Annotated in this window: 20 protein-coding genes; 5 read left to right on the top strand and 15 right to left on the bottom strand. The window is 66.1% G+C overall.

Going from position 1 to position 21,819, the window contains the following annotated elements; all coding sequences use genetic code 11:
* Window positions 1-254: 254 nt before the first annotated feature.
* Entirely contained in the window at window positions 255-4,943 is a 4,689-nt protein-coding gene (locus K8625_RS40495) for a hypothetical protein (RefSeq protein WP_223785715.1), read from the top strand.
* A gap of 55 nt (window positions 4,944-4,998) precedes the next feature.
* Here K8625_RS40495 and K8625_RS40490 read toward each other — a convergent pair whose 3' ends face one another.
* The gene (locus K8625_RS40490) at window positions 4,999-5,460 is read right to left on the bottom strand and encodes a hypothetical protein (RefSeq protein ID WP_223785714.1); all 462 of its coding nucleotides are present in this window, start codon (window positions 5,458-5,460) and stop codon (window positions 4,999-5,001) included.
* Between the two features lie 236 nt (window positions 5,461-5,696).
* Here K8625_RS40490 and K8625_RS40485 point away from each other — a divergent pair, with 236 nt between their 5' ends.
* The gene (locus K8625_RS40485) at window positions 5,697-5,930 is read left to right on the top strand and encodes a hypothetical protein (RefSeq protein WP_223785713.1); all 234 of its coding nucleotides are present in this window, start codon (window positions 5,697-5,699) and stop codon (window positions 5,928-5,930) included.
* A 1,670-nt stretch (window positions 5,931-7,600) separates the two neighbouring features.
* Here K8625_RS40485 and K8625_RS40480 read toward each other — a convergent pair.
* The 11 genes from K8625_RS40480 to K8625_RS40430 all read right to left on the bottom strand — a co-directional run bounded on the left by K8625_RS40480 (window position 7,601) and on the right by K8625_RS40430 (window position 16,247).
* Complete coding sequence (locus K8625_RS40480; RefSeq protein ID WP_223785712.1) at window positions 7,601-7,846, bottom strand: hypothetical protein; 246 nt, start codon at window positions 7,844-7,846, stop codon at window positions 7,601-7,603.
* 8 nt (window positions 7,847-7,854) lie between these two features.
* Entirely contained in the window at window positions 7,855-8,475 is a 621-nt protein-coding gene (locus K8625_RS40475) for a DUF2924 domain-containing protein (RefSeq protein ID WP_223785711.1), read from the bottom strand.
* Between the two features lie 101 nt (window positions 8,476-8,576).
* Window positions 8,577-8,756, bottom strand: coding sequence for a hypothetical protein (locus K8625_RS40470; RefSeq protein ID WP_223785710.1), 180 nt, complete (start codon window positions 8,754-8,756; stop codon window positions 8,577-8,579).
* A 115-nt stretch (window positions 8,757-8,871) separates the two neighbouring features.
* Complete coding sequence (locus tag K8625_RS40465) at window positions 8,872-9,168, bottom strand: hypothetical protein (RefSeq protein ID WP_223785709.1); 297 nt, start codon at window positions 9,166-9,168, stop codon at window positions 8,872-8,874.
* Between the two features lie 144 nt (window positions 9,169-9,312).
* Window positions 9,313-9,750 (bottom strand): hypothetical protein, encoded by a 438-nt coding sequence (locus K8625_RS40460; protein ID WP_223785708.1) that lies wholly within the window; start codon window positions 9,748-9,750, stop codon window positions 9,313-9,315.
* 9 nt (window positions 9,751-9,759) lie between these two features.
* Window positions 9,760-11,670: a hypothetical protein gene (locus K8625_RS40455; RefSeq protein ID WP_223785707.1), complete on the bottom strand. Its 1,911-nt coding sequence runs from the start codon at window positions 11,668-11,670 to the stop codon at window positions 9,760-9,762.
* A gap of 64 nt (window positions 11,671-11,734) precedes the next feature.
* On the bottom strand, window positions 11,735-13,072 hold the full coding sequence (locus K8625_RS40450) for a phage tail protein (protein WP_223785706.1): 1,338 nt from the start codon (window positions 13,070-13,072) through the stop codon (window positions 11,735-11,737).
* 9 nt (window positions 13,073-13,081) lie between these two features.
* On the bottom strand, window positions 13,082-13,477 hold the full coding sequence (locus K8625_RS40445; protein WP_223785705.1) for a hypothetical protein: 396 nt from the start codon (window positions 13,475-13,477) through the stop codon (window positions 13,082-13,084).
* A gap of 5 nt (window positions 13,478-13,482) precedes the next feature.
* The gene (locus tag K8625_RS40440; protein ID WP_223785704.1) at window positions 13,483-14,178 is read right to left on the bottom strand and encodes a hypothetical protein; all 696 of its coding nucleotides are present in this window, start codon (window positions 14,176-14,178) and stop codon (window positions 13,483-13,485) included.
* Window positions 14,179-14,185: 7 nt separating this feature from the next.
* The gene (locus tag K8625_RS40435; RefSeq protein WP_223785703.1) at window positions 14,186-14,716 is read right to left on the bottom strand and encodes a hypothetical protein; all 531 of its coding nucleotides are present in this window, start codon (window positions 14,714-14,716) and stop codon (window positions 14,186-14,188) included.
* Window position 14,717: 1 nt separating this feature from the next.
* Window positions 14,718-16,247 (bottom strand): baseplate J/gp47 family protein, encoded by a 1,530-nt coding sequence (locus K8625_RS40430; RefSeq protein ID WP_370642032.1) that lies wholly within the window; start codon window positions 16,245-16,247, stop codon window positions 14,718-14,720.
* Window positions 16,248-16,790: 543 nt separating this feature from the next.
* Between K8625_RS40430 and K8625_RS40425 the strand changes: the two genes are divergently transcribed.
* From K8625_RS40425 to K8625_RS40415, 3 genes are all read left to right on the top strand, one after another.
* Window positions 16,791-17,609, top strand: a complete 819-nt coding sequence (locus K8625_RS40425; RefSeq protein WP_223785701.1) for a ParA family protein — start codon at window positions 16,791-16,793, stop codon at window positions 17,607-17,609.
* A gap of 65 nt (window positions 17,610-17,674) precedes the next feature.
* Window positions 17,675-18,022 (top strand): hypothetical protein, encoded by a 348-nt coding sequence (locus K8625_RS40420; RefSeq protein ID WP_223785700.1) that lies wholly within the window; start codon window positions 17,675-17,677, stop codon window positions 18,020-18,022.
* Window positions 17,997-18,749, top strand: coding sequence for a hypothetical protein (locus tag K8625_RS40415; protein WP_223785699.1), 753 nt, complete (start codon window positions 17,997-17,999; stop codon window positions 18,747-18,749). The genes K8625_RS40420 and K8625_RS40415 overlap by 26 nt, the downstream gene beginning before the upstream one ends.
* Window positions 18,750-19,235: 486 nt before the next feature.
* Here K8625_RS40415 and K8625_RS40410 read toward each other — a convergent pair whose 3' ends face one another.
* The 3 genes from K8625_RS40410 to K8625_RS40400 are packed head-to-tail and all read right to left on the bottom strand — an operon-like array spanning window position 19,236 to window position 21,814.
* Complete coding sequence (locus tag K8625_RS40410) at window positions 19,236-19,910, bottom strand: hypothetical protein (RefSeq protein ID WP_223785698.1); 675 nt, start codon at window positions 19,908-19,910, stop codon at window positions 19,236-19,238.
* An 8-nt stretch (window positions 19,911-19,918) separates the two neighbouring features.
* The gene (locus tag K8625_RS40405) at window positions 19,919-20,497 is read right to left on the bottom strand and encodes a phage baseplate assembly protein V (RefSeq protein WP_223785697.1); all 579 of its coding nucleotides are present in this window, start codon (window positions 20,495-20,497) and stop codon (window positions 19,919-19,921) included.
* A gap of 9 nt (window positions 20,498-20,506) precedes the next feature.
* Window positions 20,507-21,814, bottom strand: a complete 1,308-nt coding sequence (locus K8625_RS40400) for a phage late control D family protein (protein ID WP_223785758.1) — start codon at window positions 21,812-21,814, stop codon at window positions 20,507-20,509.
* Between the last annotated feature and the right edge of the window lie 5 nt (window positions 21,815-21,819).

Here is a 21,819-nt window from a genome sequence, read left to right as displayed (position 1 = left end):
TCGTTGCAGTGCGAGTTGTCGTGTTTAGAAAAAGACAGCCAAGGGCGTGGCCAAGTCCCTCCCTTGAGGATGGGCAGCACCTCGGGGTTGTCCATTTGTTTGGTGTGTTTCATTGATGTCGTTGGTGGTTGTTTGTCTGGGTGGTGAACTGTGATGTCTAAGAAAGAGGGGGAGCTTCAATGGGTACTGTCGCATCCGCGAGTGGTCCTGGACCTGCAAAAGAAACCCCTGTCGAGAAGAAGCGCAATGAGGAGGTGGTCCAATCGAAGGCGGAGGTGGCGCGGCTCGCCGCCGAGGCTAATCGCAAGACGGTGACGAAGGCCAGGGCCGACCTGGCGCAGGCCAAGGCGGATGCGAAAACCGCCCGTCAAAAGAAGGACACCGCAGCCACGATTGCCACCGAAGCGCGCAAGACCTCGCAGAATCCAGGGCAGACCCCCGCGGAGGCGAAGAGGTCCAAAGAGGACTCCAACACCGCGGCGAAAAACCTCGAAGCGGCCACCGAGCGTTCAACGGTTGCCGACAAGAAGCTGCAGGAGGCCGAGGAGACGGCAGCCGTTTCCGCGAAGGGGGCGGAAGCGGCCATGCGCAAGGCGAACGCGTTGGCCGTCGAGGAATCAAAGGCGCCACCCTACAGCCAGAAGGATATCGACAAGGTCAAGCCGACGAAGAACGAGCTCAGCTCGGCCTTCGAGGGTACGAGTCGAAAAGCAGAACTGGAGAAGCTGCTGAGCATGACGCCCTCTCCGCCGCGGGACATTGCGCGGAAGCCTGAGCGAGGCGAGTCACCTCCACCGCACCTCGATGCGGTGGACGCACAGGACGCGAAGGCCGCCACCCGGATGGTGGGCGAGAGGGGGACGTACCTCGACCGGTCCTCAGGTACGACGTACCAGGTGAGAAAGAACGCCACTACGGGCGAGACGCTGTTGTCCGACGCCGCGAGCGGTAGCAGCGTCACCATCAAGCCGGATGGCAGCTACACGTCCACGGTGACGTCGAAGGAGTCGACGAAGTCAGGCGGCACACGCGAGACGACATGGACCAGGTCCTCGGATGCGAAGGGGCAGTCCACGGGACTGGAGTCGCGCAAGAGCCAGACGGAGAAGCAGGCGGAAACCGGAACCACCACAACGACGTCCACGATGACGTACGACACCACGCGCTCTCCGCCGAGGCCACTGTCGCGCACCGAAGAGGCGCGAATGGAGAGGCCCCCGGCGGCGCTCGCGAGTCAAAAGGGTGTGCCGCAGGGGCCGGCGACGGTGAAGACGGAGACGCAGTTCAATGCCCAGGGCCTGCCGACGCAGCAGGTGAAGACGACGCAGGTGCAGACGCCGGGCTTCAGGGCGGGAGAGGTGAGCGCCTTCGAGGCGGGGCAGGGCTCCGCGCTCCAAAATGCTTCCAAGGGGGAGGACCACTACAGGACGAACAACGCTCCCACTTCCCTCAAGCCTGGCGAGTCGAGCCTCACCATCACCGACGAGATCCGCTTCAACGCCAAGGGCGAGCCCGCCGCCTCCACACAGAAGACGGAGTCAGTGACCACGCAGGCGCTGAAGTCGGACAAGAATGGCAACGGTGTCCAGGTAGTGCGCAGCCAGCAGGAGGTGACGCGTGGGCCAGCGAGCGCCGAAGCCACGGATGCGTTGCCGGCCATCTCCTCCAAGACGCCTGGTGTTGTGAACCAGCGCACCACTGTGACGGGTTATGACCCGGATGGTTCTCGATTCGGAGAGGGCCATGCCAGCCGAACGCAGACGGTGTCCCAGTCCTCGGGCACGGTGGATGCGAACGGGCAGCGTCGGATGCGTCATCAGCCCACCGAGGTGAAGAGCCTCCACGAAGCCAGTGACAACCGCTGGCGGTTTGACCATGTCGGCTTCGACGTGGGCGCGGACGGCAAGGTGGTGCCGGGCCAGGAGCCCCGACAACTCGACAAGGAACGCCAACTCCCCTGGTACGAGGATGCGACGGAGTTCGCCACCGATGAACTGAAGGCCCTGGCGGACACGGCCGACGACGTCGCGGACGCCGCCTTCGACTTCGCGACAGCGCCGCTGGAAGAGGCGCTGACGGACGAAATCAAGAAGCTCAACAGTGCCGGGGACTCGGTGTCGCTGAGCGGAAACCTGGACGTCAAGATGGGGCTAAAGGGAGGAATCTCTGGTGATGCCGCCATCGAGCGGACGGAGGATGGCAAGTACCAGCTGTCGGCGGAGGTGACGGCGGACGTGGGCGTGGGTGTGTTGGGCTCGGCGTCGGTGGGGGCCGGGGGTCGTATGGAGTGGAAGCTCGACACGCCCGAGGAGGCAGCAAAGGCGGCCTTCATCCTGGCGAAGGGGCCCTCGGCGATGATTCCGGGGAGCGAGGACGCGAAGTTCCTCAAGGACCACTTGTCCGCGGTGGAGGTGAACGTCAATGGTGAGGTGGAGGGAGGCGTCAACTTCAAGGTTGGTTCGGGAAATGTCGACCTGTCCGCCAGCTTGGGGGCGACGGGTGGGCTGCGGGTGGAGTTCGACAAGGGCAAACCGACGCACCTGGTGAAGACGGTGGAGTTCGAGGGCTCGGGCGCAGCGGGTGTCGCCACGGGGCTCAAGGGCAAGGCGGACCTCAACGTGGGCGGAGAGGTCAGCGGCTCGGTGAGCATCGAAACGAAGACTCCACTGGATGCGAGCAAGCTGGATGGCACGGACGTGCTGTCGTTCCTGACGGGCGCCAAGAGCGACGCGCTCGCGGGGCCTTCGGAGACGAGCATCACCGTGGAAGGCTCCGTGGATAAAGGCAACGAGGGCCATTACTTCACGGCAGAGGTGGCTGGGCTGTCCGACAAGGACGTGCAGTCCGTGACGGACAAGTTGAAGGCCGGCAAGTTCGAGAACGCCTTCGACGACCTGAAGAAGGAAGCGAAGGTCACTCAGGGGACTTTCAAGGACCGCGAAGCCGGGTTGGGAGCGAAGCTCGTGGTCGTGGACTTCGAACTCAACGCGCGGCACCGCGACGTGACGGCGGAGGGGGGAGGTGGTGGGAATGGAAGCACTACCGTCAGTCTTGGCAGCGGAAAGAGGCGTGGGGACAGCGACGGGGCGTCCGGAGGTCATGGCGCGACGGGCGGGACCAACCGCTCGACAGGAAACGAAGCGACGGGTGGAGCGGGGCCGTCCTCGAAGTCGCCTGGAAAGACTTCGGCGGAACGAAATGGGCAGCCCGCATCGACAAATCGAACGGAGCCGCTCGCTCGGTCACCCGGTGACACGATACCGAACCGGGAGCCGCCGACCCAATACCGGGTGAATCCCGCGACTGGGCAGTTCATGCCCGTGCCACCCCTGGATGGGGGGCCCTCACATCCGGGGGCGTCCAAGAAGCCAGGCACGCCGGGGGGCGGTGCCGAGATTGGTCCTTCCTCCAAGGAGGGGCAGGACGAAAAGAGTCCCACCTCTGGGCATCGGCCCGTGCCAGTCGTGAGGAACCCCGAACTTCCTGGACGCACCACGCATGTGCGCTACGACGACGGGAAAGTCCACATCGAGGCGGGCCCGGCCGCGACGAAGGAGGATATCCAGGCGCACATGGAGACGGCGCGCATCCTCCTGCGCTACGAGGGCGCAGTGGGCAAGGTGCGCCAGCTCATCGACAAGGTGAAGCAGGCCATCACCGGCATGCCCGGCTACGGCACCCAGGGCTTCGAGTCACGGCTGGAGGTGCGAAAGCTCTCCAGCATCCTGAAGGATCTGGAGGCCACGCAGGCACAGCTCGCGCAGGGCATCCAGGGCGCGACGAACAGCGCCACGCCCGCGACGGCGCTGCAGCGCGCGGAGCTGGAGCGGCGCATCGCGAGCGTGGAGAGCCAGCTGGGTGAGCACACGGCGCAGGTGGACTCGCTTGCCCGGGGCAACGGCATCGTCGCGGAGCGGGATGACCGGACGCCGCCTCGAATGGGTGACCCCGCGGTCCAGCAGGCCGTGGACACGGCCTGGAACAACCTGACCCGTCCGGAGGACCGCCGGCAACTGAGCACCGTGCTCGAGAGCGAGGCGTTCTCCCAGCTGGAGCCGCGCGAGCAGGAACGCCTGCTCCAACTCGTCGGAGGCACGAACCCGCAGCTCTCGCAGCCGATCCGCCAGGAGCTGTTCCGGAACGTCGACAACGTCTTCCGCTCTGCGGAGGTCGAGCCGGAGGACCAGGCCAACTACCTGCGCAACTACCTGCCGGACATGAGGCAGCAGGTGCCAGGTGCGCCCGACCACGTTCCCACGACGGAAACGCCGTACGATGCGCGGCGTCGCGACGTGGCCGTCGAAAACCTCCACGAGGTCTTCGAGCCCAAGCCCGGCTTCCCGACGCAGTATGAGGTGGTCGTCGACGGGAAGTCGGTCCGGGTGACGATGTGGCCGCCCCCCGAGCCCCTGCCCGAGGGCAGGCGTCAGCTCGATGTCGAGAGTGTCGCGAACGCGATCGCCGCCCTGCCCGCCTGGGCGCGTGAGTCCCTGAAGAAGGTCCACATCAAGGGCACAGCGCACAAGCTGGACACGACGAATCCGGACCAGAATCGCAAGGCCTTCATGGCCGCCGACGACAAGGGCGTCGTCACGATTCATCCTATCTGGGGCCTACCGGAGGACCCGAAGCAGCTCCAGAACCACATCGACGGCACCCTGGTCCACGAGCTGGCGCACACTGTCTCCAAGCAGGCCTGGCCGAAGACGTCGGATTGGGATGCCTGGACCCAGGCGATGGAGACCGACGGCGTGAGTCCATCCCGCTACCCCCAGAGGAAGCTGAAGTCAGAGGGCCTGGAGAAGGCGATGCAGGAGGACTTCAGCGAGGCCGTGAAGCTCTACGACCAGGTCCGCGGAACGCCGTACGAGGCGGAGCTGCGCGCCATGATGCCGAAGCGGTTCGAGCTGCTCGACCGGTTCTTCAAAGACAGACAGTGGTAGGACCTTCGCCTAGGCGGCAGTCCAGGCGCCAGTCCCTCTCGCGGTGACGGAGCGCTCACCTCCCCGTCGCCGCGACCTCCTCCCAGAGGCTGTCCCCCTCGAGCACCGCGCCCAGCGGTGCTCGCTTCTCCGCCACGCGCAGCAGCACCGCCGCCAGCTGGTCCAGGTGGATGGGCGCAGTCCTCGCAACGGGCGTAGCTTCGCGAGCACGCCCAGCAGCGCGGGCGGGTGGTGGTACTCGCCCTCGAACGCGGGCGGACGGACGATGGTCCACGGGATGGTAGAGGTTGGCCATGTCCCAGGCCGTGCTCAACCAGGAGGACTCCCGCAGGACGCGGCTGATGTTGGCCGGCGTGAGGAAGACGACGGACTTCTCCAGCAGGGAGAGGACCGCGCCCTGTTCCGAGGTGGGGAAGAGGCCGCGCACCATGGGCTCCACCTTCCGCCGGGTGAGCGCGACGGTGTCGACTCCCTGGAGGCGCTCTTCGACGGGGCCCGTCGCCGTTCTCCGTTGCACCTCCTCGATGAGCGCCTGGCGAAGCTCTTCATGCGCGCGTCGCTCTCGCTCAATGCGGTCGCCGGGCCAGGCTCGACAGTGTGCGTCGTGGTCGCCCGTGCGGAGAAAGTGTTGGACCTCGTTGGCCGTGCCCATGACGGGAGGTAGTTCAGCCTCTGGCAACGAACGTCGCAACCTCCAATGAGATGAGGGCGGCGGGGGGGCTACTGGCACGGCCCCTGCTCCGTGGGCCTCTCATGGACATGGAGAAGCAGCGGGCGCTCTCGGAGCGACTGGGACGGGCGGAGATGGGGCTGCAGCTTGCGCGCGCGATGAGGGACGGCAGTCCAGAGTCTCGGATGCTGCTGGCTCAGGCGAAGAAGGAGTATGGCGACGCGGAGGCGGTGGTGCTGGCGGAGTTGGGCGCCCACGCGGCCCTTGCGTTGGTAGAGGAACTCGAGGCGTGTGGAGGCCTACCGCTGGGCCTGTGAGTCAGGGGGGGGGCTGCGGCCGGGGAGCATGTCGACGAGGTGGTAGGCCTCGCCGGTGCCGGGCAGCGTCCGGACGACGAAGCCGCGCCTTTCGAGGACTCGTCGGAGCTTGAGGTTGGGGCGAGCGCACCGTACTGCGTGGACAACCCACTCGATGCGGCCAACGCTCCTTGCCTGGGCGAACCGGCGCACCAGCCTCCAGAAGGCGGGGAGGATGCCCTCCCCGCCGCTGTCGATGTGCGCCAACTCCACGAAGAGCGCGTCGGGCTGATGCCGGAAGACTATCCCTGAGGTATGGTGCGTGCCGTGCGTAGCCGCCCGTCGAAGAGCCGCCAGGCGCAATCCCCCAGGGTAAGCTTCTTGCCTGCTGCCGAGGCCCACTCAGTACTTGTGGATGACTCGAGGGAAGCGTTTGTTAGTGCACTCTCGCCGAGGGCCGCGCGCGCAATGTTTGGTCCGGCTGCGGATGGGTGGAGTGGAGCCTCCTCCGAGGGCAGGCGTGAGGCTCTCTCTGTTTCCGTCGAGGAATTCGCCGCGGATGAGCAGAGCTTTTTGTCCGTTCTCGTTGAACGATTGGCTGCTTCCCTTGGCACCGAGTTCCCACGAGTAATCGCTTCCCCATGGATATTCGCGAAGCTCGCCCCCGGCGCTTCGGCGGACACGTGCGCGTTTACTCGTGGCACATGCATCTTTCTCCCCGCAGCCCTGCTCAGGCGATTCCAGGACGTCGCCAGCCATCCGGAGGGCTTGGCCGCAGCTCTATCGCTCGTTGCCCATGAGAAAATTCATGTCCTCCAGCGGCTCTCCCCGGAGTCGTTCCATCGCCTGTATGAGGATGGTTGGGGGTGTCGTCGGGTGCGCACCGTCGAATGGGGAGACGCTCGCTCCTGGTTCGACTTCAAGCACCTTCCGAATCCCGATGCTCTCGACTCCTGGGTTGCCCCCTCTCGGGAGGATGGGGGGTGGACTCTTACCGTCCCTATCCTTGCCGGGCGACACCAGCCCAACTGGTTGACCGGGCTTCTCGACTCCCTCTTCCCGCCATCTATGCTTCCGTTGTCGTTTTCCCTCATCGAAGTGGAGCTGGAGGGGGACATCGCACGCGTTCGGACGGATGGGAGGGGCCTGCCAGTCTTTCGCTCCACGAAGGAGGCGAAGGCGACGGATGAGTCGCCAGAATCTCTTCCTGCTCTGGCGATGGACCACCCTCACGAAGTTGCGGCGGGGCTATTCGGTGGGCTGGTGTCCGCGGGGGAAGACGGTTTCGTGGAGCCTGGAGCAACCCTGTTTCAAGAGTGGTGTCGGGCACATCTCGGTTGACTCGGTGCTTTCCTGTTCGTGCTCGAGTGGCAGAAGGAGCGAGCAGGCTACCGTCGACGCAATGCTGGCTCTTCAGGTCTTGCCGCTGTCGAGGTCCTTGCTGAGCCAAGCGCGTACCGCAGGGGCCGTTACCGTTCTGGAACTCCCGCAGGCTCGCCCCGGGAGGGGGAGATTGTTGCCTCGATGAAGGAGGACGGCGAGGGTGGCGTCGCGGCATTGTTTAGTCCGTGCCGTCGCTTGGATTTATGGGGCGATACTGGCATGTGTCAGGTGTTTTGATGGTGTTTGTCGGGCGCTGGTTCGGTGGTTTGTGTTTAATGATTAGGAGGATGCTGCGCATCCCCTTTCTGTCACCTCCGATTCAATGAGCCAGTGCTTCTGTTCCGGGCAGTGCGCCGTTTCTCCTTTGCGGCAAGGAGGAGGGCCGCATTGCGCTGACGTGAGGAGGTGCCCTGCGGGAAGGCGACTTCGACTTCCGGCTGTAACTCGCAGCCGCTGCTGTGAAGGGCCAGCTTCACCTCCACACGAGCCCCCGCGAGCGCCTTGCGAAGCGCCACCGACACGAGGGTGTCGATGGCTTGTTCCTTTGTCACCATGGCGGGCCTTACTCCTCAGCCTCAGCCTTCGGGGCGAAGTGCGCGGCGGCCTCGGTGGCGCCCATGGCCGTGAGTTCCCGGTGCGCCGCCTGCCGGAAGAAGCGAGTCCGGCTCGGCAGGCCCGCGTCGCGCCAGGCCTTGTCCAAGGCCTTGAGTGCCTCCTCGTCGAAGGAGAGAGGGATGACGCACTTGCCATCCTCGCGCACCTTCAGCTTGCGCTCGGGACGCGGGCCCACCTTGAGTCGCCCGGACTCCACCCCAGAAATCTTCCACTTGAGGTAGGGGATGCTGGTGCTGTCCACCGGGCCCACGACTTCGCGGAACTTCGCCTGCAGTTCCTCCAGCGACATGCCAGCGAACTTTCCGCGCTGAGCGACAGCCTTCGTGCCTGCGGCCGGCGTGGCGGCCGGTTCGGCGGGCGCCGGAGGCGCGCTGGGGGCGGCGGCCTTCGCCCGGCGGGAGGGGCTTCGCTGCTTCTTCGCGGCGAGGGACTCTTCGATGCGGCGGATGAGGTACTTCTTGTTGGGAGTGCGCGTCTCCTCGCCCACGACTTCTCGGTACCGGGTACGCAGCTCCGTCAGGTTCATGGACTCCAGCTTCTTCGTCTTCGGTGCGGCATTGCGGGGCATGGTGGTGTTTTCCTTTCCGGGCCGTGGGTACACGTTTGCCATTCAGGTGGGCGGCCCGGCGGCTGCCCCGCTGAGCGGGGCGTGAGTGGTGAGGGGAGGTGCTACTTGCTGCGAGGGCTGCTGGCGGCGCTCAGGCCGGCTTGGTAGGCCGCGTTGAGGGCCTCTTTCAGGCGCCACACGGCCACGTCATGGAAGTCGAGGCTGTCGCTGTTGCGTGTCTTCAGGGTTTCAATGTCCAGCGTCTCGTGCGCGATGCGCTCGAGGGTTCCTTCGAGGGCCAAGTCGGGCTTTGCAGTGCTGGCGGGGCGTGGCTTTCGGGGTGCCATTGTTTCGTCTTTCGTGCGCCGTGGGCGGCGCGCGTGAGACATACGCGCTCTGTTTCGCGTGTATGGCAAGTCATTCTCCGCGAGGTTTTTGCAGGTGCGCGAAGCACTCCAGGTCGATGGCGCGCGGGTCGACATGCACGAAGGAGGTGGTGCCGTCCGGGCGAATGGGGGCCGCGTCGATGCGGTCCTCGGCCGTGACGCCCCCGAGGCGCGCCAGCTTCTCCTCGGTGTCCGCGTAGTAGTCGTCCGCGTCCGGGTCGGCGTCAGGGCGGAGACCTCCGTGCAACACGGCGACGATGCGGACCTTCCCTCCCTTGAATCCGGGGATTTCATTGCCGATGTAGGTGGTGTCGATGCCGATAATCATGCGTGTCTCCCTGGCGCGCAGTGGGCAGCGCGTGAAGACATACATGCTCTATCTCCGAGGCATGGCAAGTCGAGGAGCGAGAGATTCGCAGCGCCCAGGGTGTCGCGGGCGCATCAGGGGCTCTGTTTTGCTGGCGGTGTATGCCTATTGACTGGACTCTTCCGGCGCGTGGGGCTGCTCTTCGGGAGGCACCGCGATTCGGAGGCCCTGCGGAAACCAGCGCTCGCGCGTCTCTTGCGACAGGGTCCGCACCATCACCTTGCTGGCACTGCCCCCCTTGGGAGTGAGCCCTCTGTGCAGGCGCTCGCGCTGGACGAGCTCCGCGTGGACGTGGCCGACGAGGAGTCGGTGCAGGTGCCCGAAGCTTCCCGGCGCCGGATGCTCCGGCTCGCCCACGTCCGCGCGGATGAGTACCTCGGTGGAGCGGCAGGTGGGGCAGGGCGGAAGCTGGACGAGACTGTCGTCCACGTCCTCCCGGCGCGCGACGCCCACTTCGAGAGAGTCGAGGGAGAGGCGGTTGCCGCTACCGCACCGGGCGCAGCGTTGAAGCACGTCGTCAGCGGTGACTTCGTGAATAGCCATGGGGCGTCCTCACGCGACAGCGGTGTACGAGCCGAACCAGTACGTCGAGGCGAGGCCTGGGAGGGTTTGGTGGCTGTAGAAGGCGAAGCCGTCTCTGTCCGGCACCATGACGGTGGGATTGCCAACGAAGCTTCCGGCGAAGGCGTAGGGGCTGAGGGTGATGGAGGAGGGCACGGTGGGAAAGCGGCTGCGGAACGTCACCGAGCCGCCGCCGGACAGGCTGTCGTGCGCGGCTGTGTCGCTGTTGCTGTACTGGAGGCCGAGTCGGCCCACCTCGCGCACGCTGCCCGCCAGCTCGAAGGAGGTGTTGCTGGCGGTGCTGCTCAGCGGGAGTCGCAGCGTGCGCGTCCAGGAGGCGAAGGTGGCGGCGAGGCTGGCGTCATGGAGGAACTCGGCCTCGTTGCGCGAGATGCGGAAGCCGGCGGCAGCCGCGCCGGTGGTGTCCCGGGCCCAGGCGCTCCCATTCCAGGAGGCGTTGAGGGTGAACCACACCGAGTCGCTGTCGGCGTAGAGGCGCAGCCGCGCTGCGACGCCGCCCACGCCCTGGGCGTCGAGGAGGAGGACGCGGCCGGTGCCGAGGACGGGCTGGACGATGGCCTTGTGCTGGCCCGCCGCAGCCTCGTTGCCGCGGAAGTGCCCGCCGCTGAAGGCCGCGAGGACTTCCGTGAAGGCCGCTTCGACGGTGCCAGCCGTCAGCAGGTCGCCTGCGTCCGCGACAGAGACAGTGGAGGCCGCGTGGGCCCCTGCGCCCTGGGTGGCGTGCCCGTTGAGGAAGCCCAGCAGCGCGGCCACCTGCTGCCGCAGGCTGCTGGCGGGGAGGGCGTGGGGCGTCCCGGCCAGTGCGTCTCCTCCGACACGAGAGGAGCCGGGGCTGTTTGCCGTCGTCTCTCCGAGGCGGGTGACGACTTCCTGGAGCTGAGCCTGCACGCTGGTGCCACTGACGTAGCCGTGGGGCGTGGCGCCAATGGCGCTGGCGTGGTGGGCTCCCGTGGCCGCGCCCTGGTGAGTGTTGAGGAAGCCCAGCAGCGAGGAGAGCTGCGCGTCGACGGTGCCCGCAGGCAGGAGGTTGGGCGTGCCGGGCACCGCGTCCGCGCCAACGCGGGAGGCGCCCGGTGTGCCTGCGGTGGCCGAGGAGAGCTTGTCGACGACTTCGTCCACGGCCTCCTGCACGGTGGTGGAGGTGAGGAAGCCGTGGGGCATGTAGTCCACGTTGCTCGCCCCGTGCCTTCGGGCGACGCCGGAGAAGTGGCCGACCAGTTCGGCATCCACCTCGTCCAGTGTCGCCTGCACGGTGTCCGCGCTGGGGCTCAGCACGTCCCAGGTGCCGCTCTCCACGGCCACGGAGGTGCCCCGGGCGAAGATGAAGGCCTGGCGGCGGGAGGTGTCCAAGTCCGCGGCGAGAAGCTGCGTCTGCCCCGGGCGGCGCCGGACGTCACACAGCAGCAGTTCGTCGGGCTGGAGGGCGGGCTTGGGCGCCTGGCCCACGGGCCCCTCGGGCGCCTGACGCACGATGAGTTCGAAGGACTCGTCGCGGCGGAAGTACACCTGCTGGGAGTTGCCGTCCGTGCGCGGCTCGGACAGCAGGCGGGTGAAGCGCAGGAAGATGCCCACCCACCGCTCGCTGCCCGAGGTGGAGACGTCCGTGGGGATGCCCGAGACGTCCACCGCGCAGTCCACCGTCTGCCCGGTGCCGAAGAAGATGCGCTGGCCGAGGTTGTCGTAGGCGCGGCCCGGGGCCGTCAAGTCGACGGAGAGGTTGGGCACGGGGGAGTGCGGCGCGGGGACGGCCCCGGAGATGACGCCGTGGACGCCCAAGTCCGAGGCGAGGTTTCTGTCCGCCAGCTCCAACTGTGCGAAGGCCAAGTCCAGCTCGGCCTCGCTGACACGTTGCCTGAAGAAAAAATCCAGCCGGTTGCTCATGCCTGCGCCCTCCAGTGGAGTGCAAAGGCACGGCACGAGAAATCGGGGACATGCAGGGCGGGCGTCAGTGCAGAGTCGACGTCTCGCCCAGCTCGCTGAGTCCCAGCTCCCAGTGCTCCGGGAGAACGGGCGGCAGGGGTTCCACCAAGTCCACGAAGTGGGTGTGCGCGGGCTTGAGGTACTCGACGAGGGTGCGCAGGCGCTGGCGCTCCGCGGGCGTCAGGAGGCGATCCACCTCGATGTTGAAGGCGTAGCGAGCGAAGCGCTCCGAGGGGCCCAGTACCCAGTCGACGCCCAGCTCGGACTCGCCCAGCGCGAGGGTGTCCGACGCGAAGGGGGAGATGGCCCTCACCTCGATGCGCAAGAAGAAGCGGATGGCGTTGCGCAGACCCAGCGCGGTGCCCTTCTGCTGGTACATGTCCACGAGGACGGAGGCCAGGCGGCGCCGGGCGAGGACGTCCAGCTCGAAGGCGAAGGGGTTGCCCAAGTCCTGGAGGATGGCGTCCAGGAAGGGCTCCGGCGCGCGCTCCAAGTCGAAGACGTCGGGAAAGGCGTCCAAGTCAGAGAGGAGCAAGTCCGTCACCTCCTGGAGGCAGGAGATGAAGCGGTGCAAATCTCCCGTCACATCGTCGCGGCGGTTGTGGCGGGGCAGCATGTCCCAGAGCTGGAAGCTCCGGGAGGTCGGCCTGGCCGGCCGGAAGCCCTCGAAGGTGGCGCGGTGGTAGGGGGCGAGCACCGTGTTGCCGTGCGCGTCCGTCACGCCCTCCACGCGGGCCTCGTACACCACGTCCGGCGTCAGCTCCGTGTCGAGGACGAGGTGGACGAGGGGGCCGTCGGCAGCGGCCTCGAGTGAGGCCACCGGGACTGCGGGGGCGCCACGAGGCGTGAAGGTGAAGCGCGCCAGGGGAGGCACCCGCACGTCCTCGTCGAAGGCGAGGCGCACGGACTTCGGAGCCAGGGCCTGGGCACCGACGAGACGGGGCGCTGTCCTGTCCTCCACGGTGAAGGTGTACGTCTCGTCGAGGAGGTGCTCGCCGCCGGCCGTGGCGGAGACGACTCGCACGGAGACGGTGGCCTGGCTGGCCAGTGGCACCTCCGGGTGGAGCACCACACGCAGGGTGTCCGCCGTCTGCGTCACCTCCGCCAGCGGCCCCACGAAGGCGGGTTGCACCTCGACGCTCTCCCCGCCCGCGAAGGCGAGGACTCCACCCACCCATACGCGTGTGGCCGCCCGGGCGATGCCGTCCACGCCGACGTCCACCAGCTCCAGCTCCAGCGCGGAGTCGATGGGGACGTCCTCCTCTCCTGGTCCCGGAGCGCGGTTGAGGAGGAGGGGGCGGCGCGTCTCGGTGAAGAGGGAGACGGTGTCGACGTAGAGGGCGGGCAGCTCAACCGTGGCCATGGGGCTTCCTCACGGGGAGACGAGCTCCAGGCGGACGCCCACCGTGTGGACACCGGAGAGCTTCGAGACGTTGGCGCCGAGGTCCGTGACGAGGCGCTCGCGGCCGGGGCGCCCGAGGCAGCGGGCGTACTTCCTCCCGCCCACGACGAGGGACGCTTCCCAGGCCAGGCCCGGCGGGACGCCTGAAGGCACACGGAGGCGCACGGCGGCTCGGACCAGGTCCACGCCGGTGACGTCCACGGCTTGCGTCACCTCGGCATAGTCCCCGGGGGCCAACGCGAAGCGGCGTCCAGGCTCCTCGTCGCCGAGGACGAAGAGGTACTCGCCCGAGGGCGGCGTGGCCCGCTGGGGCCGGATGCGTCCCTGGCCCAGGCCGAGGCGGCTGGTGAAGGCGGTGAGGGCCATGGGCGTCACACCTGCCGGGACAGCTCGAGCGAGTCGAAGTAGGCCCGGCGGGTGACGTCCCGCACGGCGAAGCCGAAGCCGCCCCGGCCGGAGGTGAGGGGCTGGCTGCCGGAGTTGATGCCCAGGTTGTCGTCGATGAAGTCGGCCATGCCCGGCACGGGCTGCCAGTCGGGAGGCGTGCCGAGCGGGTGCGCGGCCAGGTCGTTCTGAAGGGCCTTGAGGATGACGTCGCCGTTGGCGTTGACGATGACGTCCAGCCGCAGGTGCAGCCAGGTGCCCTGGGTGAAGCTGGCCGAGGACTTCAGCAGGACGCCGGGCCCATCCGCGTCGGGCAGGCCCGTGGCCACCGCGCCCTTGCGCAGCACCACCCGGTGCGGCTCGTCGTCGGAGAGGCCGAGGAGGTAGGCGGAGTCGTTGACGGAGGTGCCCTGGCCGCAGAGGAAGAGAAAGGGAGCGAAGCCGGTGGGGCCGCCGCCCGGCCCGCGCTGGAGGCAGCCGCGGATGCTGCCTCCCTTGGCCATGGGGGCGAAGTCGGGGAGGTTGGCGAAGAGACCCACTGCGCCCTGTGCGGCGGAGAGGGAGTTGAAGGCGAAGAGAAAGCTGCCGCCGCCCGGAGGACGGGCGATGCCCGCCGTCACGCCCCTGTCCACGGTGGCGATGTCGAGTCCTGCGCCGAGGTAAGTCCAGTCTGCGAGTGCCATGGTGTCCTCACTGCGTGGCGGCCAGAGGCCACCCGGTGTCGAAGTCCTCGGTGGGCTGCGTGGTGTTGAAGAGGGCCATGCGCGCCGCCACATCCTCCCAGCGCCAGGCGTAGGCCTCGTTGGTGTGCCAGCGCTGCTCGAAGTCCTCCCGCGGCGAGTCGCTGAAGAGGCCCGACGCGGAGGTGACGTCCGCCCAGTCCGCGAGGAAGAGGCCCTGGCCCCACGTCTCGACGACGACCCCCTCGAAGCGGTGCGGTGCGAGCTGCGCGGGCGGCAGCTCGAAGAGGAAGCCGTCGTTGTCCCAGCCCCGGGAGAAGGCCTCGAAGCCCTCGCGCTGGCCGGAGAAGAAGGCGAGGGCCACAGGGACGTCAGAGAGGGCGGCGCGCCACACATACCAGCGCTCGAAGTCCTCGCACGCCTCCTCCGGCACACCGAAGCCCGCCAGAGCTTCGAGGCGCGTCTCCGCCGTCAGCGTCCAGTGCGCCGCCTGGCCGGGCCGGGCGCCCGCGTCCTCGAAGCTTGGGTTGAGGAGAGGCATGTCAGAGGAGCCTCCCGGTGTCCCCGTCCTGCAGGGTGACGCTGCCCAGCACCGGCAGCTCCCGCACCGTCAGCTTCACGTCCGCAGGCAGGCCGTTCAGCGTCAGGTCCATGCGCGCATCGCCCAGCTTCCGGACTCCCGACACGTCGCGGATGATGTTGAAGACGTCCGACCAGGCCACCTCTCCGGTCGGGAAGCCCTGGGCGTCCTTGAGGTTGAAACCGAAGTCGATGCGCGGGTTGGGCGTGCCATCCGGTTCACTGACGCGGAAGTGGGCGGCGAGCGTCTGGCGGACGCGCATGGCGACGTCCTGGGCGGAAACGCCCTGGCGCAGGAAGAGGCGGGCGGACACGTCCACGCGCCGGTACACCGGCTCCTGGACGCTAACCTGGAAGGTGAGGGTGCAGGGGTAGACTTCCGTCACCTGGCGCAGCACCTGGGCCTTGAGGGCCGGCGTGGGGACTCCGCCGACTTGGGGCACCACGTAAAGGATGCCGGCGTTCTCCGGAATGCTGGCGTCCTCGTTGGACGTCAGCATGAGGGCACGCGCCACGCCGGGCAGGCGCCGGGCGTTGACCTCGAAGTCCTCACGGGAGACGGTGCGCGTCAGGGCCCGGAGGCTCTCAGGGGCGAGCAGCTTCGCCGAGGCCACCGTTTGCCTGTCCGCGCCGCCGGAAGCGGGGGAGGGGTTGTAGACGGACACCTGCACCGCATGGCCGTGGGCGTCCCGGAAGCTACCCTCCACGACGACGAGGCGGCCCGCGTCCACGTTGCCGGCCGCGCCGCCACCCGTCTTGTACACCACCGCCACGGTGCCAGCGGGCGGTAGGCCGTTGGTGCCAGTGCCGAAGCGGACGGTGGCCTTGTCCCCCTGGTCGACGCTGACGAGGAAGTGGGCGTCGGAGGAGTGCGAGTTGAGGAAGGTGTCCACCTCGGTGAATGCGCCCTGGGTGGTGGACACGCGGGCGGAGCCGTCGAGGTAGGGCGCGAAGTCGAGGTGCGCCTCGAAGTCGGCGAGGCCGCGGGCGTCGAAGAGCTGGGTGTGCGTCTTCGAGTGCTCCACCACCGCGACGATGCGCGGCGGGTTGGCGCCAGCCGGAATGGTGGCGGGCGCCAGCAACTGGAAGCGGACCGCCTCTGTCACCTCCTGCGTGCGGACGACGGTGCCGGCAAGGAAGGTGACGGGGGCTGCGGGAGGCTGGGCCAGACGCAGCTCCACCTCGGCCGTGGCCGCCTGCGCGCCGTGAAGCCGGTAGCCCAGCATGCGCGCCAGGGCGATGACGTTGCGGCGCTGAGTGGCAGTGGAGAGGCGCGACTCACGGGCGAGGTTGTCCTGGTAGAAGCCGAGGACGTCGCCGATGAAGGCGTACATCTCCAGCAGGACATTTCCGAAGCTGGCGATGTCAAAGTCGCTCCAGTCAGGGAAGACGCTCTTCGTCAGCGCCATGAGGCGCGCGCGCAGGGCGTCGAAGTCGCGGTGGGTGTAGTCGGTGGATGAGGGAAGAAGTGGCACGTCAGCGAGAGCCTCCAACAGGAGGCAAAGCCCTCCGACGCATCGCTCCGGGGACATGCGCGCAGCTCCGCGTCAAATTTCGTCGTGACGGCTTCGGGTTGCTATCTTACCTCGTCAAGTGAGCGGCCTACCTGTCCCAGGTGTGTCCTGACTCGCTTCCGTAGTGCTCTAATCGGGTGCGAGGTAGGCCGGACGAAGTTTCCATGGCGCAGCGCATGACGTGGCGTTCGGCCAGATGGCGCCTCAACTCTGGATGGAGAGCTGCCGATGCCCAAGAACGGGGCTGAAGAGTTTCCAGGGTTTGTAAGTGTTCGAAATTGCTGGATTTTATGCTGAGGCCTGCGGATTCTTAGAGCTATCTGGGCCCACTAGATTGGAGAGATAGGTCACGGAGCTGCCCTGCGGACAACCCCATTAGGTCCGGTTTGCCTGCTACCTATGCGCCCCTATCGTTCCTTCTCAAGCCTCGTAGTTGTAGAGGTATGTGGTTGAACGCGAGGGCGAACCTCAAATAAAGTCTAGCGAGACTGGGACCAATCTAGGTCCTCAAAGGGGGAAGAAATGTCGCCGACGATTCTATCGTGCGTCAATCTGAAGGGCGGTGTCGGTAAGACCGCAATCGCCGTCAACTTTGCCGCATACTGCGCACGACAGAAACTCAAGACCCTGTTGGTTGATTTGGATCCTCAGACTAATGCGACTTTCTCGTGCATTGATATTGATGAGTGGGAGAGCCATGCGGCGACAAATGGCACGGTTGCAGACTTGCTTGGGGTCAGGCGCCATGCAACTGCTGATGGGGCCGAGCGACCATTGGAGTCCATTGTCGTACGGGATGTTTTTGATGACGAAGATCTGCACCTGATACCATCTCACCTCGATCTGTTTACTGTCGATCTAGACTTGGCTTCGACGACAGCGCGCGAGACTAGGTTGCGTCGAGCACTACTTCCGATTGTGGATGATTACGATGTTGTGGTTTGCGACTGTCCACCCAACTTGACCATTCCGACGCAAAACGCGTTGGCTCTTAGTACTCACTATGTGGTTCCGATTTCGCCCGACTATCTATCGGGCATTGGGGTTGGTTTATTGTTGAAGCGTGTTAAGAAATTAGCTGACGAACTGGAGCATCAGATAGAGCATGTTGGAATTGTGGTGTCCAGAGTGGGGCGGCCTGCTCTTCATAGAGAGCAGACCGTTACTGCTGTGCGCCAGCAGTTCAAGGGGCTTGTTTTGGATCAGCAAATATCTGAACGAGTCGCAGTGAGCGAGTCTGCTGCGGAAAAAAGGTCCATCTATACGCACTCGGATAGAGTTTCTGCGCAGGAATTCTCGACCATGTCGGCCGATCTTTGCAAGAGATTGGGGTTGGTTTAGTGAAAACACATGAACTGGCGAGCGCGCTAGGTAGATTTTCGAAGCTCTTGATGTCGATGCCAAATATGGAAATGGCCGACTTCGAAAGGGACGTGAAGGCGGGAGGAAGGGGGTCGGATGTTGATGGGATTGCGGTTAATATCTCCACGCTCGCCAGTTTGTCGAGACTGGATAAAAGGCATTGGGTGGAGTTTGTGAAGGCGTATTCGTTGCCTATCGATATACGTCCCAGGGATGCATCGCGAGATATACTCGGTAAGGTGTTGAGTCATCTGGAGGATAGCGCTGATGCGCGAGAAAAGTTGAAGCGGCGCATGGTGGAACCGAGGGGAGTCGAGGCTTCGCCAGCACTTATGAAGGCATTTGGCATTTTGCTCCGAGATGATGATGAGTCTACTGAAAAAGGAGATTGAGGGGAATTTCACCGACTTTTCCAAGCGCTCCCGAAGCCGACTGTCGAATGTGACGGCTTCTCTAGATGGAGAGGTTGATAAATACCTCGAGAGCTATGCTCGCTTGGTGTCATTGCAGGCGTGGCGTTCCGAGTTGCTGGAGCGACTGGTGTCTGAGGAGGCATTGGGTTTTTTCTTCGAGGCGCAGAACGATGCAATTGTTTCGCATGTCCTTGCGCGCCAGGGTTGTTGGAGATCGTCGTTGAAGTCGCTTCGGAGTTGTATTGAGAATGTGATGCAGTGCTTGTATTATAAGGACCACCCTGTTGAGCTGGAACTCTGGCAGGTGGGCGACCATCGTCTGGGACGGGCTGCGCTGCAGCAGTACCTGGAGGGCCATCCTAGGATTCGCGAAATCAAGCCAGACAAGCTTACTGGGTTAGGTGTTATAGCGAAGGAGTATGGGACTTTGTCGAGGGCTGTCCATGCGTCCGCCAAGGGGTTTCGGATGACGGCGGATGCGGATGCAGTGCAGCTTTGTTCTGACGATCGGACGAGCCTCGGGAAGTGGCTCGCTCGAGAGAAGAGTGTTTTGATGGGGATTAATCTCCTGTTGACTGTTGTGTATAGGGAGGAGTTGGGGGCGGGGCGGGTTCCGAATCTTCGCCAAGCAGTTGGGTTGGCTATTCCTCAGTCTTATTACTCGGAGTTGAAGTCTGTGTGTGGGGTGAGTCTCGTGTCTCCTTGATGCTTCTTTGGGGGGGGGTGGGCGGGTTGGGCTTGGCGGTGTCGGTGATAGGGTGGCCTGTTGTTTGTGATTTATGTGGAGGAGTGTTCTGGGTTTTGTATGGGTGGTGGTATATGTATGAGTGCGACTGTGCTGCGCGTTTGGACGCGCAGGAGCAAAGTCAGTGACGGCCCATCTTGCTCAGCTTTGATCTGTACCAATTGCACGTCAGGTAGCCAGCGCGCGAGAGCGTCACGGACATAGACGCGTGCCAGCTCCGCCAGCACGGCGTCATTGCGCTGGTGGCGAAATCGCGAGAGTCCGGCCCCGAAGCTGGTGCGCCAGGGCAGCTCGCCGGTGGAGTGGGGCGTGGCGCCCTCCGTCAGCAGCACCTGCCGCACCTTCGAGGCGAGCAGCTCGGCCCCGGTGCCCGTGGCGAAGTCGCGCTTTCGGTCTCTGCGAAAGGGGACGAGGAGATTCTGGGGCGCTCGACTCACGACGTTCTCCTCATGGAATGGGGATGGCCGCGCGCACCTGCTGCAGCGTGCGGACGATGGCGTCGAGGGGCGCAACGGCCTGTTCCAGTGCGCTCCCCTCAAGGCTGGAGAAGTCCGGCACCTGGGGGCCGCCCACCAGGCCGAGGAGGACGTTGAGGAGGGCCATGAGCTGGGAGAGAGCGGCCAGGGCCTTGCCGACGTTGGTGGCCTCCTGCGCGACGTTCGCCTCTGCGCAGCCTGCCACCGCAAGGAGGCCCGCGTCTCCAAGCTGGGCGGCGCGAAGCCGTGCCCGCGCGACGCTCGACAGGCGCAGTTGCAGGTGGAGGAGTTGGCCACGGGCGTGCCCCAGCTCGCCCAAGACGATGTCGATGACGCCGACCACGGTGTAAGGCGCTGAGAGTTGGGGGACGAGGCGGAGCAGCTTGGACACCTTCTCGGCCAGTTTGGGCAGAGCCGCGGCGATGGCTGTCGGGTCGGGCGGAGGCCCCAGCGCGTCCGGAATCGCTTTCACGACGTCGACGAGTGCCAGCACGGTGCCGATGACGTCGAAAATAGGCATGAGCGGCGCGAGCGCCGGCTGGACAGCCTGCAGGAGCTGGTGGTGCTGCAAGGTGGCGCCGCCAGGCAGGGTGAGCGTGGGCGCCTCGGGCAACGGCGGGATGTGGATGCAGATGGGTAGCGCCATGGGCTTCCTCAAATCGGCTCGGCGATGGGGCGCACCACGCGCCCGGCGATGGTGACTTGAGCCGCCTCCATGGAGATGGTGCCGACCGCGCGCAGGGTGAGGGCGGTGGTGGCCTCCAGGGTGACGGTGTTCTCCTCCGCGTCGAAGGTGAGGCAGTCGCCCGTCTTCCGGTTGGTGAGCTTCAGCTTCCTCTTCCCCGCGGACTCGTCCATCTCGACGCGGAAGGTGGGCGTGGCGAGGACGCGGTTGTCGGGCGGAGACACCTGGGCCTCTTCGGGCACCTCACTCTGGCCGCCCGGCTTCCCCCAGTGCGCGCTGAAATAGTAGGGCGCGTCGACGTCACCCTGGTTGAAGAAGATGGCCACCTCGGCGCCCACGTGCGGCACCGCGAAGAAGCCCGTGTCCTTGGCGCCCCCACCGGAGGTGCCCAGGGGCCAGGCCCAGGCGGACTCGGGCTCGAGGACACCAGGGATGCACACGCGGACGCGGCCGAGCTGCGCCTCGTCGTCGCGGCTGGTGACGTAGCCCACGTACATGCCGAGGAGGCGCGTGTCATGGGCGAGGATGTCGTCGTCAAAGGTGCTCATGGTTCGCTTTCACTTCGGGGGGCTGAGGCCTGACTCGGGGTCCCCGGCGCCGATGGATTGCCCGTTGCTGCGATACTCGACGTGCGTGGTGCCAGACTGCTTGTCGACGACCTCCAGCTCCGTCAACACACCGCCCGCCGCAGGCATGCAGACGTTGGGCTGACCGCCCTGGGGCTGGCCTTCCTTCTCGGGGCTGGCTTGCTGCCTGCGGCCGGTGCCGTCGCGCGACAGCTTCAAGTCGGTGGTGTAGCCGGAGGAGGAGAGGACGTGCTTCGCCTCGGTGACGTAGTACCGGCCGGACAGGAAGCTGGAGATGCCGCGTACCTCCACGACGGACTTCGCGCGCAAGCTGGGATTGCCCACCACCTGGAGGGACAGCTTCACCGTGGCGGCTTCCGCGCGTCGGAAGCGGGCCTCGGACTCGCGCTGGGCTTGAACGGGTGTCAAGGCCGAGGTGGGCTGGACGCTGGTGGTGCTGTTGCGGAGCTGCAGCGACGTGGTGCCCGTGCGCTTGTCCACCACCTCCAGGAAATCCGAGAGGGTGGTGCGCTCCACGGTGCCACTGCTCGCCTGGGCCTCGAGGTTTCTCTTGGCCATGGCGTCCCGCCCGCGCACGTCCACCTTGCCCACTCGGCGGCCCAGCTCCGACTCGACGTTGACGGAGAGGACGTCGCCCCGGCCCGCGTCCGCGTACCACCACAGCACCTGTGTGGGCGCGGCGGCCTGGTTGCGCGGGCCGAAGGTGAGGCCCCTGTCGTCGACGTGGAACTCGAACTCCTCCCGCGCGGCCAGGCGCCGGAGGAACCTCGCATCCGTCTCCCCGGCCTGGTGGATGGTGTCGAAGGACTCTCCGGTGTCCTCGACGTGGACGGAGCCCTCCTCGTAGCCGTACTCGGCGGCCACCTCGCGCACCACCTGCGCGCGCGTCTTGCCCTTCCAGGTGCGAGCCTTCGCCTCGCGGTGCATGAGGGCGGAGAGCGCCTGGCCCTCGACGGTGAGCACCTGGAAGCCCTTCAGCTTCTTCACCACCACTCGCCGCGGAGGTGCCATGAGGCCCGGGTAGCCCCAGGACACCTCCAGCACCGCGCCGCCCACGAGCTCCGCCCTGTCGAAGAGGGCCAGGTCGAAGTTGTCCAACTGGAGGGACAGCTTGTCGGCCTTCTTCGCGGAGTCCTCGAAGGTGAGGCCGAGGACACGGCCCTCCAGGGAGAGGGGCTCACCGCTGCGGGCCCTCTCGTGTGCGAGTGTTGCGAGGCGAGCTGGTTGATGGACGAGCGAGCCGCCTGGTTGATGGGCATCACCGAGCGCGAGCGTCAGCGCGC

The sequence above is a fragment of the Myxococcus sp. AS-1-15 genome, assembly GCF_020037055.1.
Classification (GTDB): Bacteria; Myxococcota; Myxococcia; order Myxococcales; family Myxococcaceae; genus Myxococcus; species Myxococcus fulvus.
Note: the sequence above shows the minus strand (reverse complement) of the source record. Positions and strands in the feature narration are given on the sequence as shown.